The 15,011-nt window shown below is 71.4% G+C and carries 16 protein-coding genes and 1 pseudogene; 11 read left to right on the top strand and 6 right to left on the bottom strand.

Annotated features, from left to right (window positions below; genetic code table 11):
- Positions 1–183: 183 nt before the first annotated feature.
- The 5 genes from CSC68_RS13535 to CSC68_RS13515 all read left to right on the top strand — a co-directional run bounded on the left by CSC68_RS13535 (position 184) and on the right by CSC68_RS13515 (position 3,970).
- Positions 184–759, top strand: coding sequence for a nitroreductase family protein (locus tag CSC68_RS13535; RefSeq protein WP_162204128.1), 576 nt, complete (start codon positions 184–186; stop codon positions 757–759).
- Entirely contained in the window at positions 756–1,739 is a 984-nt protein-coding gene (locus CSC68_RS13530) for a 5'-3' exonuclease (protein WP_211365759.1), read from the top strand. Before CSC68_RS13535 ends, CSC68_RS13530 begins: the two co-directional genes overlap by 4 nt.
- A gap of 53 nt (positions 1,740–1,792) precedes the next feature.
- Positions 1,793–2,350, top strand: coding sequence for an NUDIX hydrolase (locus CSC68_RS13525; RefSeq protein WP_162204126.1), 558 nt, complete (start codon positions 1,793–1,795; stop codon positions 2,348–2,350).
- Positions 2,319–3,131: an N-formylglutamate amidohydrolase gene (locus CSC68_RS13520; RefSeq protein ID WP_162204125.1), complete on the top strand. Its 813-nt coding sequence runs from the start codon at positions 2,319–2,321 to the stop codon at positions 3,129–3,131. The genes CSC68_RS13525 and CSC68_RS13520 overlap by 32 nt, the downstream gene beginning before the upstream one ends.
- Positions 3,132–3,274: 143 nt before the next feature.
- Positions 3,275–3,970: a DUF2242 domain-containing protein gene (locus CSC68_RS13515; protein WP_162204123.1), complete on the top strand. Its 696-nt coding sequence runs from the start codon at positions 3,275–3,277 to the stop codon at positions 3,968–3,970.
- Between the two features lie 32 nt (positions 3,971–4,002).
- Here CSC68_RS13515 and pip read toward each other — a convergent pair whose 3' ends face one another.
- Positions 4,003–4,944, bottom strand: a complete 942-nt coding sequence (gene pip / locus CSC68_RS13510; RefSeq protein WP_162204121.1) for a prolyl aminopeptidase — start codon at positions 4,942–4,944, stop codon at positions 4,003–4,005.
- Positions 4,945–5,012: 68 nt separating this feature from the next.
- Positions 5,013–5,852: a peptide chain release factor N(5)-glutamine methyltransferase gene (prmC, locus tag CSC68_RS13505; RefSeq protein WP_162204119.1), complete on the bottom strand. Its 840-nt coding sequence runs from the start codon at positions 5,850–5,852 to the stop codon at positions 5,013–5,015.
- Between the two features lie 175 nt (positions 5,853–6,027).
- On the opposite strand from prmC, the gene ahpC reads away from it, so the two are divergent.
- From ahpC to rnk, 4 genes and pseudogenes are all read left to right on the top strand, one after another.
- Positions 6,028–6,591 (top strand): alkyl hydroperoxide reductase subunit C, encoded by a 564-nt coding sequence (gene ahpC / locus CSC68_RS13500; RefSeq protein ID WP_162204118.1) that lies wholly within the window; start codon positions 6,028–6,030, stop codon positions 6,589–6,591.
- 225 nt (positions 6,592–6,816) lie between these two features.
- Positions 6,817–8,409: an alkyl hydroperoxide reductase subunit F gene (ahpF, locus tag CSC68_RS13495; RefSeq protein WP_162204116.1), complete on the top strand. Its 1,593-nt coding sequence runs from the start codon at positions 6,817–6,819 to the stop codon at positions 8,407–8,409.
- 52 nt (positions 8,410–8,461) lie between these two features.
- Positions 8,462–9,403 carry a LysR substrate-binding domain-containing protein gene (locus CSC68_RS13490; RefSeq protein ID WP_162204115.1) on the top strand — a complete coding sequence of 314 codons (942 nt, stop codon included), beginning with the start codon at positions 8,462–8,464 and terminating at the stop codon, positions 9,401–9,403.
- Between the two features lie 171 nt (positions 9,404–9,574).
- Positions 9,575–10,005, top strand: a pseudogene (gene rnk, locus CSC68_RS13485) (nucleoside diphosphate kinase regulator).
- An 86-nt stretch (positions 10,006–10,091) separates the two neighbouring features.
- Here the strand turns inward: rnk and cysQ are convergent.
- Positions 10,092–10,892 (bottom strand): 3'(2'),5'-bisphosphate nucleotidase CysQ, encoded by an 801-nt coding sequence (gene cysQ / locus CSC68_RS13480; protein ID WP_162204113.1) that lies wholly within the window; start codon positions 10,890–10,892, stop codon positions 10,092–10,094.
- The gene (nudE, locus tag CSC68_RS13475) at positions 10,889–11,434 is read right to left on the bottom strand and encodes an ADP compounds hydrolase NudE (RefSeq protein WP_162204111.1); all 546 of its coding nucleotides are present in this window, start codon (positions 11,432–11,434) and stop codon (positions 10,889–10,891) included. The genes cysQ and nudE overlap by 4 nt, the downstream gene beginning before the upstream one ends.
- Positions 11,435–11,508: 74 nt before the next feature.
- On the opposite strand from nudE, the gene bioA reads away from it, so the two are divergent.
- Both bioA and CSC68_RS13465 read left to right on the top strand, forming a co-directional pair.
- Complete coding sequence (gene bioA, locus CSC68_RS13470) at positions 11,509–12,900, top strand: adenosylmethionine--8-amino-7-oxononanoate transaminase (protein ID WP_425501258.1); 1,392 nt, start codon at positions 11,509–11,511, stop codon at positions 12,898–12,900.
- Positions 12,891–13,622, top strand: coding sequence for a 16S rRNA (uracil(1498)-N(3))-methyltransferase (locus tag CSC68_RS13465; RefSeq protein WP_162204107.1), 732 nt, complete (start codon positions 12,891–12,893; stop codon positions 13,620–13,622). Before bioA ends, CSC68_RS13465 begins: the two co-directional genes overlap by 10 nt.
- A gap of 86 nt (positions 13,623–13,708) precedes the next feature.
- Here CSC68_RS13465 and CSC68_RS13460 read toward each other — a convergent pair whose 3' ends face one another.
- Both CSC68_RS13460 and CSC68_RS13455 read right to left on the bottom strand, forming a co-directional pair.
- Complete coding sequence (locus CSC68_RS13460) at positions 13,709–14,176, bottom strand: chemotaxis protein CheW (protein WP_162204106.1); 468 nt, start codon at positions 14,174–14,176, stop codon at positions 13,709–13,711.
- A gap of 27 nt (positions 14,177–14,203) precedes the next feature.
- Positions 14,204–15,011 (bottom strand): chemotaxis protein CheB (locus CSC68_RS13455; RefSeq protein WP_281353874.1); only part of this gene is annotated, 808 nt, incomplete at its 5' end.

Below are 15,011 nucleotides of genomic sequence, written 5' to 3'. Positions count from 1 at the left end.
GAATCGTACGTCCTGCCGCCATGCGTAACCGTGATCAGGTAGGCACTTCAGGTTGCCGGTCAGGAACTTTAACAGTCCGTGCGGCAAGCCTCTTCGCGGGCCGTCCACATTCCGACGACCGGTCGAACCGGGTGCCTATAATCAACAACTTCGGCGGCGCGGCCGCCCCCGTACACGAGCCAGATGCCCATATCCCCCGCCCTGGAGGCGCTGGACCAGCGCCGTTCCGTCCCGTCCATGCAGCTGGGCGAGCCCGGCCCCGACGAAGCCACCTTGCTGCGCATGCTCCAGTCGGCGGTGCGGGTCCCGGACCACGGCAAGCTGGTGCCGTTCCGCTTCCTGCGCATCGCCGGGGACGCGCGCCATGCCCTCGGCGAGTTCCTGGCCGCCCGGACCCTGCAGCGCGACCCGGACGCGCCGGCGGCGGCGGTCGAGAAGGACCGGCTGCGCTTCTCCCGTGCCCCGCTGGTGGTGGCGGTGATCGCCCGGCTGCAATCCGGGCACAAGGTGCCCGAGCAGGAACAGCTGCTTACCGCCGGCTGCGCCTGCTTCGCCCTCCTGCAGGCCGCCCAGGCGCTGGGCTTCGGCGCGCAGTGGCTGACGGCATGGATGGCCTACGATCCCGAGGTCACCCGCCTGCTGGGCCTGGGCGAAGGCGAACGGATCGCCGGCTTCATCCACATCGGCACGCCCCGGATGGAAGCGCCCGAGCGCGAGCGCCCGGATCCGCGCGTCCTGCTGTCGGACTGGAACCCGTGAGCCTGGACGGCGCCGGCGTCGTGCCAGCGTCCCCGGCGGCCGCGCCGCGCGAGGCGCTGTACCTGGTCGACGCCAGCCTGTACGTGTTCCGCGCCTGGCACTCGATGCCGGACGAGTTCCGCGACGCCCAGGGCTGGCCGACCAATGCCGTGCATGGCTTCGCCCGGTTCCTGCTGGAGCTGCTGGAACGCGAGCGTCCCGGCCACATCGCCATCGCCTTCGACGAGGCGCTGGACAGCTGCTTCCGCCACCGCATCTACCCGGCCTACAAGGGCAACCGCGAGCCGGCCCCGGACGAGCTGCGCCGCCAGTTCGCCCATTGCAAGGCGCTGTGCGCGGCGCTGGGCCTGGCCGTGCTGGCGCATACCGAGTACGAGGCCGACGACCTGATCGGCACCGCGCTGCATCGCGCCCGCCCGGCCGGCTTCCGCGGGGTGATCGTCTCGGCCGACAAGGACCTGTCGCAGCTGCTGGGCGAGCACGACGAGCAGTGGGACTTCGCCCGCGGCCTGCGCTGGGGCGCGGCGGGGGTGAAGGCGCGTCACGGCGTGCACGCGCACCAGATCGCCGACTACCTGGCCCTGACCGGCGACGCGGTGGACAACATCCCCGGCGTCGGCGGCATCGGCGCCAAGACCGCGGCGGTGCTGCTGTCCCACTTCGGCAGCCTGGATGCGCTGCTGGCGCGGGTGGACGAGGTCGCCTTCCTGCGCCTGCGCGGCGCCGCCCAGGTCGCGGCGCGGCTGCGCGAACAGCGCGAGCTGGCGCTGCTGTTCCGCCAGCTGACCACCATCGCCTGCGATGCGCCGCTGGATTACGCGGCGCCGGCCACCCCACGCGGCGAGGCCGACCCGGAGATGCTGGACGCCCTGGCCACCACGCTGCGCTTCGGGCCCATGACCCGGCGCCGGCTGCGGATCGCGGCCGGCCTGGAGGAACCCGCGCCGCCGCCGGCGTGGCAGGCTGGCACCCCGGCCTGATCCGTTCCGCAGGCGCGGCTGACGCCCAGTCCTTTCCCGCTTAGCATCGGCCCATGGACACCAACGACAAGAACGCACCGCGCGTGGTCTTCGAAGGCAGGTACCAGCGCATGGTCGTGCGCGGCACCTGGGAATACTCCGAGCGCACCCATGCCGGCGGACTGGCCGCGATCATCATCGCGGTCACGCCGGAGGACCGGATCCTGTTCGTCGAGCAGTTCCGGATCCCGCTGCAGGCGCGCACGATCGAGATGCCCGCCGGCCTGGTCGGCGACATCGACGCCGGCGAATCGATCGAGGACTCGGCGATCCGCGAGCTGGAAGAGGAGACCGGCTGGACCGCCGAGCGCGCCGAGGTGCTGATGATCGGCCCCACCTCCTCCGGCGCCAGCAGCGAGAAGGTCGCCTTCGTCCGCGCCACCGGGCTGCGCAAGGTCGGCGAGGGCGGTGGCGACGGGACCGAGGACATCACCGTGCACGAGGTCCCGCGCGCAGGCGCGGCGGCGTGGCTGGTCCAGAAGATGGGCGAAGGCTACGAGCTGGATTCCAAGCTCTGGGCCGGGCTGTGGATGATCGAGCATGAACTGGACGGAACCCCGCGTGCCCTCTGACGCCCTGGGCAACGCCACCGGCCTGCTGCAGCCCGGCGACCCGGCGCCGCTGGAGCTGCTGCGCCCGCGGGGCGCCTCGCCCTGGCTGTTCGTGGTCGACCACGCCGGCCAGGCGATCCCGCGCGCGCTGGGCGACCTTGGCCTGCCGCCCGGCGAGATCGACCGCCACATCGGCTGGGACATCGGCATCGCCGGCGTCGCCCGCAGGCTGGCCGGCCTGCTCGACGCCTGGACCATCCTGCAGCCGTATTCGCGGCTGGTGATCGACTGCAACCGGCCACTGGAATCGCCGACCTCGATCGTGGAAGCCAGCGACGGCACCGCGGTGCCGGCCAACATCGGCCTGGACGACGTCGCGCGCGCCGCGCGCCAGCGCGGGATCTTCCAGCCCTACCACGCCTGCATCGCGCAGGCGCTGGACCAGCGCGCGGCCGAAGGCCGTCCGACCCTGCTGGCGACCCTGCACAGCTTCACCCCGGCCATGGCCGGCTTCGAGCGCCCCTGGCATTGCGGCGTGCTCTACCACCGCCACACCGCCCTGCCCCATGCCCTGCTCGAGGCGTTGCGGGGCGAAGGCGACCTGGTGGTCGGCGACAACCAGCCGTACGCGGTCACCGCCACCAGCGACTACGCGGTCCCGGTGCATGGCGAGGCGCGCGGGCTGGCGCACGTGGAACTGGAGATCCGCCAGGACCTGATCGCCGACGACGCCGGCCAGCAGATGTGGGCGCAGCGGCTGGCGCGCATCCTGGCGGGGCTGGCGCCCCGCTTCACCAACTGAACGCCCGGGCAACGCGCGGCCATCGCCGGATGGAACCGTTTCCTTCCGTCTCGTCCCATGGCGCCCGCTTCCGGCATACTCGCCCGGCCATCCTGTTCCACAGAGTCACCATGCCAGGCCATCGCCTCGTTGTTCCACTCGTCATGCTGGCCCTGCTGACCGGCTGCGCCATGGGTCGCGGCGTGCCGAAGCGGTCGGCCTTCGAGACCTTCGAGTCCTCGAACACGTATTCGCGCAGCTTCGACCATTCCCCGGCGCAGACCTGCGAGGCCGCGCGCCGCGCCCTGCTCAGCCAGGGCTTCGTGGTCGGCCGCGCCGAGGCCGACGTGGTCGAGGCGCGCAAGTACTTCCAGGCCGAGGACAACCACGAACAGGTCGAGTTCCGCGCGGTGTGCATGCCGCAGCTGCGCGGCGAGCAGCAGACGGTGGTGTTCGTCAACGCGGTCCAGGACCGTTACGTGCTCCGCCGCAGCAACACCTCCGCCAGCCTGGGCGTGAGCGCGCTGGGTTCGGTCTCGCTGCCGATCGGCTCGATCGAAGACTCGCTGGTCAAGGTGGCCAGCGAGACGCTGCAGGATTCGAACTTCTACAAGCGCTTCTTCAACGTGCTCGAGCGCTTCCTGCCGGAGGAGATCGAGCGTCCGTCGCGCCCGTCGGCCATGACCCAGCCGATGCTGTTCCCGGTGCAGCAGTTCGCGCAGCCGACCCCGGGCGAACTGGTCCCGCCGCAGGTGCGGGTCGAGGACCTGCCGGCGCCGCCGCCGGCCACGCCCGCGCGGCCGCCGGTACAGCAGCCCGTGCAGGAGCCTGCGTCGACCCAGCCGCCGCCCGGCGGCTGAGCCGTCGCCACCGGCGGCATCCCCTTGCAGCATCAGGCGAAGGCGTCGGTCGCGCGCACCAGCGCGTCCACGTTCTCGGCCTCGAACGCCGAGTGGCCCGAGGCCGGCGTGATCTCCAGCTTCGCCTTCGGCCACGCCTTGTGCAGGTCCCACGCGTTCTGCAACGGGCAGACCACGTCGTAGCGGCCGTGCACGATCACGCCGGGGATGTCGGCGATGCGGTGCGCGTCGCGCAGCAGCTGGTCCTCGACCTCGAAGAATCCGCCATTGACGAAGTAGTGGTTCTCGATCCGGGCGAAGGCCAGGGCGAACTGCGGATCCTCGTGGCTGGTGACGAAGTCGTCGTCCACGTGCAGGAAGCTGGTCGCGCCTTCCCACACGCTCCAGGCCCTGGCCGCCGCCAGGCGGGTGGCCTCGTCCCCGCTGGTCAGGCGGCGGTGGAAGGCGGAGATCAGGTCGTGGCGCTCGACCTCCGGGATCGCCTTGATGTAGTGCTCCCAGGCATCGGGGAACAGGCGGTTGGCGCCTTCCTGGTAGAACCACTCCAGCTCCCAGCGGCGCAGCATGAAGATGCCGCGCAGGACCAGTTCGGTCACCCGCTGCGGATGGGTTTCGGCATAGGCCAGGGCCAGGGTCGAACCCCAGCTGCCGCCGAACACCTGCCAGCGCTCGATGTCGAGCTTTTCGCGCAGCTTCTCGATGTCGGCCACCAGGTCCCAGGTGGTGTTGTCCACCAGGTCCGCGTGGGGGGTCGAGCGACCGGAGCCGCGCTGGTCGAACAGCACGATGCGGTACCTGGCCGGATCATGGAAACGCCGCATCTTCGGGCTGCAGCCGCCGCCGGGCCCGCCGTGCAGCATCACCACCGGCTTGCCGTCCGGATTGCCGCACTCCTCGAAGTACAGCTCGTGGCGACCGTCGACCTTCAGGGCGCCGGTCGAATACGGTTCGATCTCGGGATACAGGCTGCGCATGCGGATTCCTTGCGGCGGAAAACGCCCATTGTATCGGGCGCCCCGCGGACGGCCCCGGCGACGCGCCCTCAACCCGGACGACGGCCCAGGCTCACCCGGTCGCGCTGCTCCAGGTCCTGCGCGGTGGCGACGTCGGCGAAGCCGGCCTGTTCCAGCACCGCGCGGACCGCCGGGCCCTGGTCGCAACCGTGCTCCAGCAGCAGCCAGCCTCCGGGGACCAGGTGGTCCGGCGCGGTCGCCACGATGATGCGGATCGCATCCAGTCCGTCGGTGCCGGAAGCCAGCGCGCGCGCCGGCTCGTGGCGCAGGTCGCCCCGGGACAGGTGCGGATCGCCCTCGGCGATATACGGCGGATTGCTGGCGATCAGGTCGAAGCGGTCGCGGCCCAGGGCCTGGCACCAGTCGCCGCGCCGGAACCAGACGTTGCCGATGCCATTGGCCTGGGCGTTACGCACCGCCACCGCCAGGGTGCTCTTGGCCACGTCGGTGGCGACCACCGCCGCCAGCGGCCGTTCGCTGGCGATGGCCAGGGCGATGGCGCCGGTGCCGGGACCCAGGTCGGCCACCCTTGCCGGCTCGTCGGGCGGCAGGCGCTCCAGCGCCAGCTCGACCAGCAGCTCGGTTTCCGGGCGCGGGATCAGGGTCTCGGGGGTGGTTTCCAGGTCCAGGGTCCAGAAGCCGCGGTGGCCGGTCAGGTAGGCCACCGGCTCCCCGGCCATGCGTCGCCGGACCAGCTCCCGATAGGCCTCGGCTTTCGCAGGGGATACCGGGTCGTCGCCATGGGCGAACAGCCAGGCACGGTCTTCGCCCAGCGCATGCAGCAACAGGGGTTCGGCGTCCTCGCGCGGGAGCCGGCCATTGGCCTCGCCAAGGAGTGTTCTTGCGGTGGGAGCTTGGGATTGTTCCATCGCGCCACCATGAACCAGGACAGGATCGTTGCCAATGGGTCGCAGGTCTCGATGAGAATTCTGCGAACACAATAGACTAGGCCTATCTATTCAATTCTATTAATTGATTTGCCCTGCCTATCAACTCGGCCTAGCATGGCAACTCAGTTTTCCACCCCAACCCGAGAGAGGACCCATGTCCCTGATCAACACCACTGTCCAGCCCTTCAAGGCCAACGCCTTCCGCAACGGCGAGTTCATCGAAGTCACCGATGCCGACCTGAAGGGCAAGTGGTCGGTCGTGATCTTCATGCCGGCTGCCTTCACCTTTAACTGCCCGACCGAGGTCGAGGACGCCGCCAACAACTACGCCGAGTTCCCGAAGGCCGGTGCCGAGGTCTACATCGTGACCACCGACACCCACTTCTCGCACAAGGTGTGGCACGAGACCTCCCCGGCGGTGGGCAAGGCCCAGTTCCCGCTGGTCGGCGACCCGACCCACCAGCTGACCCGCGCCTTCGGCGTGCACATCGAGGAAGAAGGCCTGGCCCTGCGCGGCACCTTCATCATCAACCCGGAAGGCGTGATCAAGACCCTCGAGATCCACGACAACGCCATCGCCCGCGACGTCTCCGAGACCCTGCGCAAGCTGAAGGCTGCCCAGTTCGTCGCCGCCAACCCGGGCCAGGTCTGCCCGGCCAAGTGGAAGGAAGGCGCCAAGACCATCGCTCCGTCGCTGGACCTGGTCGGCAAGATCTAAGCCGTACCCGCCCCGGCCTGGTGCCGGGGCCTCCCTCCCCTGCCAACCGGCGGGGGAGTGGACCGGAGCCATCGCACCTACGCAGCCGCCGCTACGCGGCACGCCACGCAGGCCAGCGGCGGCTCCGGTCCCCTTCCCCCTTCACTGGCACCCGCCACGCGCGGGCGCCATGGTGGCGGCTTGCCCGCCGCCGGACCCACGCAATCCCTACCGGAGTCGCCCTCAATGTTGGACGCCAACCTCAAGACCCAGCTGCAGGCCTACCTGGAGCGCCTGACCCGCCCGGTGCACCTGGTCGCCTCGCTCGACGACGGCGACAGCTCGAAGGAGATGCTCGAGCTACTGCAGGACATCGAAGGCCTGTCGCCGCAGGTGAGCCTGGAGGTCCGCCGCGACGACGCCGAGCGCAAGCCATCCTTCGCCATCACCAGCCCCGGCCATGACATCAGCCTGCGTTTCGCCGGCCTGCCGATGGGCCACGAGTTCACCTCGCTGGTGCTGGCCCTGCTGCAGGTGGGCGGCCATCCGTCCAAGGCCGCGGCCGACGTCATCGAGCAGGTGAAGTCGCTGGAAGGCGAGTTCCGCTTCGAGACCTACTTCTCGCTGTCCTGCCAGAACTGCCCGGACGTGGTCCAGGCGTTGAACCTGATGGCGGTGCTGAACCCGGGCATCAAGCACGTGGCCATCGACGGCGCCCTGTTCCAGGACGAGGTCGAATCCCGGCAGGTGATGTCGGTGCCGGCGGTGTTCCTCAACGGCGAGCTGTTCGCCTACGGCCGCATGGGCCTGGAGGAGATCGTCGCCAAGCTCGATACCGGCGCCGAGGCGCGCGAGGCGGCGAAGATCGCGAAGAAGGATGCGTTCGACGTGCTGGTGGTCGGCGGCGGCCCGGCCGGTGCGGCGGCGGCGATCTATGCCGCGCGCAAGGGCATCCGCACCGGCGTGGCGGCCGAACGCTTCGGCGGCCAGGTGCTGGACACCATGGCGATCGAGAACTTCATCTCCGTCCAGCACACCGAGGGCCCGAAGCTGGCCGCGGCGCTGGAGCAGCACGTGCGCGAGTACGACGTGGACGTGATGAACCTGCAGCGCGCGCTGGCCCTGGTCCCGGCTGGCGCCGACGGCCTGGTCGAAGTGAAGCTGGCCAACGGCGCCTCGCTGAAGTCGAAGGCCGTGATCCTGTCCACCGGCGCGCGCTGGCGGCAGATGAACGTCCCCGGCGAGGACCAGTACCGCAACAAGGGCGTGGCCTACTGCCCGCACTGCGACGGCCCGCTGTTCAAGGGCAAGCGCGTGGCGGTGATCGGCGGCGGCAACTCCGGCGTGGAAGCGGCCATCGACCTGGCCGGCATCGTCGCCCACGTCACCCTGTTCGAGTTCGACTCGAAGCTGCGCGCCGACGAAGTGCTGCAGCGCAAGCTGCGCAGCCTGCCGAACGTGACCATCATCACCAGCGCCCAGACCACCGAGGTGCTGGGCGACGGGCAGAAGGTCACCGGCCTGGTCTACAAGGACCGCGTCGGCGGCGACAGCCACCGCGTCGAACTGGAGGGCATCTTCGTGCAGATCGGCCTGCTGCCCAACACCGAGTGGCTCAAGGGCACGGTGGAGCTGAGCCCGCGCGGCGAGATCGTGGTCGACGAGCGCGGCCAGACCAGCGTCCCGGGCGTGTTCGCCGCCGGCGACTGCACCACCGTCCCGTACAAGCAGATCGTGATCGCGATGGGCGAAGGCGCCAAGGCCTCGCTGGCCGCCTTCGACCACCTGATCCGCACCTCGGCCCCGGCCGCGACCCCCGTGGAGGAAGTAGGCGCCTGAGGCAGCCGGGGCGGCCCCCGCCGCCCTGGCGACCCGAAGGCCGGACACAGCAATGAACCTGCGCGACCTCAAATACCTGGTGGCCCTGGCCGACCACAAGCATTTCGGCCGGGCCGCGGCCGCCTGCTACGTCAGCCAGCCGACGCTTTCCACCCAGATCCGCAAGCTCGAGGACGAGCTGGGCGTGCCGCTGGTGGAGCGCGCGCCGCGCAAGGTGATGCTGACCCCCGCCGGCCGCGAGGCCGCCGACCGCGCCCGCCGCATCGTCGCCGAGGTCGAGCAGATGAAGGAAGCCGCCCGCCGCAGCCAGGACCCGGAAGCGGGCACGGTGCGGCTGGGCATCTTCCCCACCCTGGCCCCCTACCTGCTGCCGCACGTCATCCCCCGCGTGCGCTCCCGCTTCCCCCACCTGGAGCTGCTGCTGGTGGAGGAGAAGAGCGACGAACTGCTGGCCCGCCTGCGCGAGGGCAAGCTGGATGCGGCGATCCTGGCCCTGCCGGTGCACGACGAGCAGCTGCACACCGAGTTCCTGTTCGAGGAACCGTTCGTGCTGGCCGTGCCCGGGCAGCATCCGCTGGCGCGGCGCAACAGCCTGACCCTGGACGAGCTGTCCGAGCAGCGCCTGCTGCTGCTGGAGGATGGGCACTGCCTGCGCGAGCAGGCCCTGGACGTGTGCCGGCTCTCCGGCGCGCACGAGAAGACCGGCTTCCGCGCCACCAGCCTGGAGACACTGCGGCAGATGGTCGCGGCCAACGTCGGCGCGACCTTGTTGCCGGTGCTGGCGGTGAAGCCACCGGGGGCGCAGTCGGACAACATCCACCTGCTGGGCTTCTCCGACTCCCATCCCAGCCGCAGCCTGGCCATGGGCTGGCGCCGCAGCTCGGCGATGGGCAGCTTCCTGGTGCGCCTGGCCGCCGTGCTCGGCGACCTCCCCCCCGACCTGCTGGCGCCGCAGTGCACGCCGGCGGACGAGCCGGAAGCGGCCCACGCCTGAACGGCGCCCCGCGGAACGCCGGGAAGGACCGGCGCCACCGCTGCAAGCCCTTGAATCCGTTCCCGTTACCGGTTACGGTTCGGGCACAACCGGTTGAACCAAGGCGGAGCGGAAACGCGCCGCCTTTTCTTCATGCGCGCGCTTTGCGCCAACGAACCCAGAGGTATATCGATGTCGACCCAACCCACCAGTGGGCTGCCCCCGTCCCTGATCATTTCCAGCCGCGACATGGCCCGCCTGGAGGCCATGCTCGATTCGCCGGTCCTGGCCCGCCTTCCGGCCGCGATCGCGCTGATGGACGAACTCAACCGCGCCGAAGTCGTGCCGCCCGAGCAGGTGCCGGCGGACGTGGTGACCATGCACTCGCAGGTCGAGTGCGAGGACATCGCCAGCGGCGAAAAGCACGTGTGACCCTGGTGTATCCGAACGAGGCCGACGTCGAGAAGGGCCGCGTGTCGGTGCTGGCTCCGGTCGGCAGCGCGCTGCTGGGCCTGTCCGTGGGCCAGTCGATCGACTGGCAGGCCCCCGGTGGCCGCCCGCTCAAGCTGCGCGTGACCCGCGTGCGCTACCAACCCGAAGCCGCCGGCGACATCCACCGCTGAGCCGGCATGCGCCCGGTCGCGCCCGGCCGCCCCCGGGCTGGCGGCGCGACCCGGCGGGAACGGCGCCGGAGACTACCGGCGCCCCCTCACAGAAGCCATTCCTGCCACGGCAGCTCGGTGTCGCCGAGCGCGATGAAGTCGCCGTTGAGCAGGGTTTCGCGCCGGTTGTAGCGGAACGGCTTGCCGGTGTCGGCGGCCAGCACCGCGCCACCGGCCGCCTGCAGCACGCACTGCCCGGCCGCGGTGTCCCACTCCGAGGTCGGCCCGAAACGCGGGTACACGTCCAGGCTGCCCTCGGCGATGCGGCAGAACTTCAGCGACGAACCGAGCGCCACCTCCTCGATTTCCCCCATCCGATCCAGCACCGACTGGGTGCGGGCGTCGCGGTGGGAGCGGCTGGCCGCCACCTTCAGCGGGGCGCTGGCCGGGGCGCGCACGCGCAGCGGCTCGTCGCGCTGGCCGTCGCGGCGGTAGGCGCCCTCGCTGCGCACCGCGTGCCAGACCTGGCCGCCGACCGGCGCCTGGATCACGCCCATCGCCGGCGCGCCCTGCACGATCAGGGCGATGTTCACGCTGAACTCGCCATTGCGCTTGATGAACTCGCGGGTGCCGTCCAGCGGATCGACCAGCCAGTAGCTGGGCCACAGCTGCCGCGTTTCCCACGGCACCGTGGCCGACTCCTCGGACAGCACCGGCAGCTCCGGGGTCAACCGTTCCAGGCCCTCGACGATGATCCGGTGCGCGGCCATGTCGGCCGCGGTCAGCGGGCTGGCGTCCTCCTTGTGGGTGACCTCGAACCCGGTGCGGTAGATCTCCATGATCGCCTCGCCCGCCTCGCGGGCGATGGCGATCACGGTCTCGCGCAGGTCGGTGGTGATCCGGGTCATTGGCGTGCCAGCCACTCGCGTGCCACGAACAGCGCGGCCAGCGAACGGCCTTCGGAGAAATCCTCGCGCAGCATCAGTCGATCCAGCTCCTGCATCTTCCAGGGAATGACTTCCAGCTCCTCCGGCTCGTCGCCGGACAGCCGCTCGGGGTAAAGGTCGCGCGCCAGCACCAGCCAGGACACGTGGCCCATGTAGGTCGGCACCAGGGTCAGCTGGCGCAGCACGTCCAGGCGCCGCGCGCCGTAGCCGGCCTCCTCCTTCAGCTCGCGGTCGGCGGCCTGCTCGGGGGTTTCGCCAGGGTCCATCCGGCCTTTCACCAGGCCCAGCTCGTAGCGGTTCACGCCGGCCGCGTACTCGCGCACCAGCAGCACGGTCTGGTCGTCGAGCATCGGCACCACCACCACCGCGCCCGGCCCGCGCGGGACCATGCGCTCGAAGCGGCGGCGCTCGCCATTGGAGAATTCGAGGTCCAGCCGCTCCAGGCGGTAGGGACCGGCATCCTCGCCGGTGATGCCATGGATGACCGGAAGGCGCCGGCTCATGGCGACGCTCCGCTGTCCGCCCCGGGGGCGGCCGCTATCATGGCGGAATGCAGGAACGTATTCATCAGCAGGGCATGCTAGCAGACAGACCACGGGCGCTGGACGCGCGCTGGCGCGAACGCGACCTGGCGGTGCTCTGGCACCCCTGCACCCAGATGCGCGAACACCCGGACGTGCTCCCGCTGGTCCCGATCGAGCGCGGCGAAGGCGCCTGGCTGCACGGCTACGACGGCCGCCGCTACTTGGACGGGGTCAGCAGCTGGTGGACCAACCTCCACGGCCATGCCGAGCCGCGCATCGCCGAGGCCATCGCCCGCCAGGCCCGCAGCCTGGAACAGGTGATCCTGGCCGGCTTCTCGCACGCGCCGGCGGTCGAGCTGGCCGAGCGGCTGCTGGCGATCGCGCCGCGCCAGCCCGGAAGGGCGCCGCTGTCGCGCGTGTTCTATGCCGACAACGGCTCGGCCGGCGTCGAGGTGGCGCTGAAGATGGCCTTCCACTGGTTCCGCAACCGCGGCGAGGAGCAGCGCACCCGCTTCATCGCCCTGGAGAACGGCTACCACGGCGAGACCCTTGGCGCGCTGGCGGTGGGCGACATCCCGCTGTACCGCCGGGTGTACGCGCCGCTGCTGGCCGAGGCCCTGTTCGCGCCCTCGCCCGACGCCTACATGGCCCTTCCCGGCGAAAGCGACGAGCAGTGCGCGCTGCGCGCGGCCGATGCGCTGGCCGACCTGTTCGACCAGCACCCGGGCGAGATCTGCGCCCTGATCCTGGAGCCACGCCTGCAGTGCGCCGGCGGCATGCGCATGCACCACCCGGCCTACCTGCGCCGGGCGCGGGAGCTGTGCGACGCCAACGGCGTGTTCCTGATCGCCGACGAGATCGCCACCGGCTTCGGCCGTACCGGCACGATGTTCGCCTGCGAGCAGGCCGGCATCGCACCGGACCTGATGTGCCTGTCCAAGGGCCTGACCGGCGGCTTCCTGCCGCTGGCCGCGGTGCTGGCCAGCGAGACCATCTACGAGGGCTTCCTCGACGACTCGCGCGAGCGCGCCTTCCTGCATTCGCACAGCTACACCGGCAACCCGCTGGCCTGCGCCGCGGCGCTGGCCTCGCTGGGCATCTTCGGGAGCGACGGCGTGCTGGAGCGCAACCGCGCCACCGCCGCGCGCATGGCCCCCCTGGCCGCGCAGGTCGGCGCCGGCAGCCCGCATGTCGCCGACGTGCGCCAGGCCGGCATGGTGATGGCCTTCGAACTGGCCCGCGACGGCCAGCGCGACAGCCCGTTCGATCCTTCGCTGCGGATCGGCCTGCGCGCCTACCGCGCGGCGCTGGAGCGCGGCGTGCTGCTACGCCCGCTGGGCGACATCCTGTACTGGATGCCGCCCTACTGCATCGACGAGGGCCAGCTGCAACTGCTGGCCGAAACCACCGCCGCCGCCATCGCCGAGGCCACCGCATGCGCCTGACCCGCTGCCACGTCGAGCTGCCGCTGCAGCCCGGCGCCACCGTCGTCCTGCCCGAACGGGCGGCCAGCCACCTGGTCAGGGTGCTGCGCCTGCGCGAGGGCGATCCCTGCGTGCTGTTCAACGGCGATGGCCATGACTACGCCGCGCGCCTGGCCTCGGTGACCAAGCGCGAGGTCGCCGCCGAGGTGCTCTCGGCCACGGCCGTGGACAACGAGTCGCCGCTGCGCATCGTGCTGCTGCAGGGGATTGCCCGCGGCGAGAAGATGGACCTGATCCTGCAGAAGGCCACCGAACTGGGCGTGGCCGCGATCGTGCCGGTCAACGGCGAGCGCACCGAAGTGCGGCTGGATGCCGAGCGCGCGCAGAAGCGGCTGGCGCACTGGCGCAGCGTGGTCGAATCGGCCTGCGAACAGTCCGGGCGTGCGCGGGTGCCGGAGGTCCAGCCGCCGGCCTCGCTGGAAACCGCCGCGGCCACCCTGCCCGGCGACGCGCTGCGGCTGCTGCTCGATCCGCAGGGCGAGCACCGCCTGGCCTCGATGCAGCCCGACGCGAGCACCGTGGTGGTGGCGATCGGCCCGGAAGGCGGCTGGTCCCCGCGCGACCGCCAGGTACTGCAGGCGGCCGGCTTCAGCGGGCTGCGCCTGGGGCCGCGCGTGCTTCGCACCGAGACCGCGGGACTGGCGGCGATCGCCGCGCTGCAGGCACGGTTCGGCGACCTGTAACCACGCACGAAGAACGCCGGCGCACAGGCGCCGGCGTTTCCCGTTTTCCAGCTAAGGTGCCGCGGCCCCGGGGCGCGGCCAGGCCTTTAGGCGATCGCGCCCAGGGCGTCGATGACCAGCTGCTCGATGCCTTCCAGGTCAGGCAGCAGCGCGCCCTGCTCGCCCAGCAGCACGCGCATCTGCACGCCGCGCGGCAGCTCTTCCTCGGACGCGTCGGCCAGCAGGCTGTCGCGCGGCACCGAGACCAGCTGCGGGAACGAAGCGGTCTGCAGCGCGAGGTACGGCAGCCCCTCGTCGCCACCCAGCGCCTTGAGCACCACCACGCGGATGCGGCCCTGCGGATCCTCGCCCAGCCCGGCCAGTCGTGCGAAGTCGACCAGCGGCACGTCCCAGCCGTGCCAGGAGATGTGGCCCGGCAGCCAGCCGGGGGCGCCTTCCAGCGGCTGCACCGACACCCGCGCCAGCACCTCGGCAACCGTGGCGTTGGGCAGCAGCAGGCGCTCGCTGCCGGACTGGATCATGACGCCACGGATTTCGTCGCTCTTGTATGCCATCTGCAGGTTTTCCTCCGCGCGCCGGGATCAGGCCCAGCGCGCCACAAGCTGTGCGGCCAGCGCGACCGGGGTCGCCAGTTCGGCGCCGCCCGCTTCGAGCAGCTTCGCCGCGGTGGGATCGTAGCAGCCGTCCAGCGCCTGGCCGGCAACGAAGCCGCCACGGGTGGACAGCGCCAGGACCGCATCCATGCGCGCCGGCTCGGCGCCGCTGAGCACCACCACGGCGCTTTCGGCCGGCGGCAGCGCCGCGACCGGCTCATGGTCCGGGCCGGCATCGATGAAGCGCAGCCCGCCAGCGGACAGCTCCACGCCCACGCCGTCCGGCAGCACGTAGGCCGAACCCGGGGCGACCGGGTCGCCCGGCATGGCCAGGCCCACCGGCACCGGCGACACACGCGCCATCTGCTTGACCAGGTTGTCGTAGCGGCCACCGTCCAGGCGCAGCTGCACCAGCACCGGACGCTCGAAGCCGGCCGGCAGCGCGCCGAGCAGCCTGCGCCCCGCGTCCGGCCCGCCGATTCCCGCCAGCACCAGCACCGCACCGGCGGCGCCGTTGCCCGCGACCGGCCTGGCCGGGGCTTCGGGTTCCAGCTCGACCAGCGAGAGATGGCTGAAGTCCGGCAGCGGCGGCGGGGTCGCGGCGGACCGCGACGCGGCCGGCGCAACCGGCGCGTCGTCGGCCAGCGACCAGGCCGACGGCATCGGCGGCGGCGGCACGGCGGCGGCCACCGCGGCAGCCACGGACGCGACCGGCGGCGGTGCGAAATCGTCTCCGCGCAGCGGCTGCACCTGTTCGCCGAACCCGGCCGGAGCGGCCTGGGCCTCGGAAAGGGGG

The organism is Pseudoxanthomonas suwonensis (genome assembly GCF_010093235.1).
Classification (GTDB): domain Bacteria; phylum Pseudomonadota; class Gammaproteobacteria; order Xanthomonadales; family Xanthomonadaceae; genus Pseudoxanthomonas; species Pseudoxanthomonas suwonensis.
This window is presented reverse-complemented; position numbering and strand designations above follow the sequence as displayed.

Excerpts from the sequence above, each read along its gene's own strand:
- CSC68_RS13535 (WP_162204128.1), top strand. The coding sequence starts at position 184 with ATGCCCATATCCCCCGCCCTGGAGGCGCTGGACCAGCGCCGTTCCGTC.
- CSC68_RS13525 (WP_162204126.1), top strand. The coding sequence starts at position 1,793 with ATGGACACCAACGACAAGAACGCACCGCGCGTGGTCTTCGAAGGCAGG.
- CSC68_RS13520 (WP_162204125.1), top strand. The coding sequence starts at position 2,319 with ATGAACTGGACGGAACCCCGCGTGCCCTCTGACGCCCTGGGCAACGCC.
- CSC68_RS13515 (WP_162204123.1), top strand. The coding sequence starts at position 3,275 with ATGCTGGCCCTGCTGACCGGCTGCGCCATGGGTCGCGGCGTGCCGAAG.
- pip (WP_162204121.1), bottom strand. The coding sequence starts at position 4,944 with ATGCGCAGCCTGTATCCCGAGATCGAACCGTATTCGACCGGCGCCCTG.
- prmC (WP_162204119.1), bottom strand. The coding sequence starts at position 5,852 with ATGGAACAATCCCAAGCTCCCACCGCAAGAACACTCCTTGGCGAGGCC.
- ahpC (WP_162204118.1), top strand. The coding sequence starts at position 6,028 with ATGTCCCTGATCAACACCACTGTCCAGCCCTTCAAGGCCAACGCCTTC.
- ahpF (WP_162204116.1), top strand. The coding sequence starts at position 6,817 with ATGTTGGACGCCAACCTCAAGACCCAGCTGCAGGCCTACCTGGAGCGC.
- CSC68_RS13490 (WP_162204115.1), top strand. The coding sequence starts at position 8,462 with ATGAACCTGCGCGACCTCAAATACCTGGTGGCCCTGGCCGACCACAAG.
- cysQ (WP_162204113.1), bottom strand. The coding sequence starts at position 10,892 with ATGACCCGGATCACCACCGACCTGCGCGAGACCGTGATCGCCATCGCC.
- nudE (WP_162204111.1), bottom strand. The coding sequence starts at position 11,434 with ATGAGCCGGCGCCTTCCGGTCATCCATGGCATCACCGGCGAGGATGCC.
- bioA (WP_425501258.1), top strand. The coding sequence starts at position 11,509 with ATGCTAGCAGACAGACCACGGGCGCTGGACGCGCGCTGGCGCGAACGC.
- CSC68_RS13465 (WP_162204107.1), top strand. The coding sequence starts at position 12,891 with ATGCGCCTGACCCGCTGCCACGTCGAGCTGCCGCTGCAGCCCGGCGCC.
- CSC68_RS13460 (WP_162204106.1), bottom strand. The coding sequence starts at position 14,176 with ATGGCATACAAGAGCGACGAAATCCGTGGCGTCATGATCCAGTCCGGC.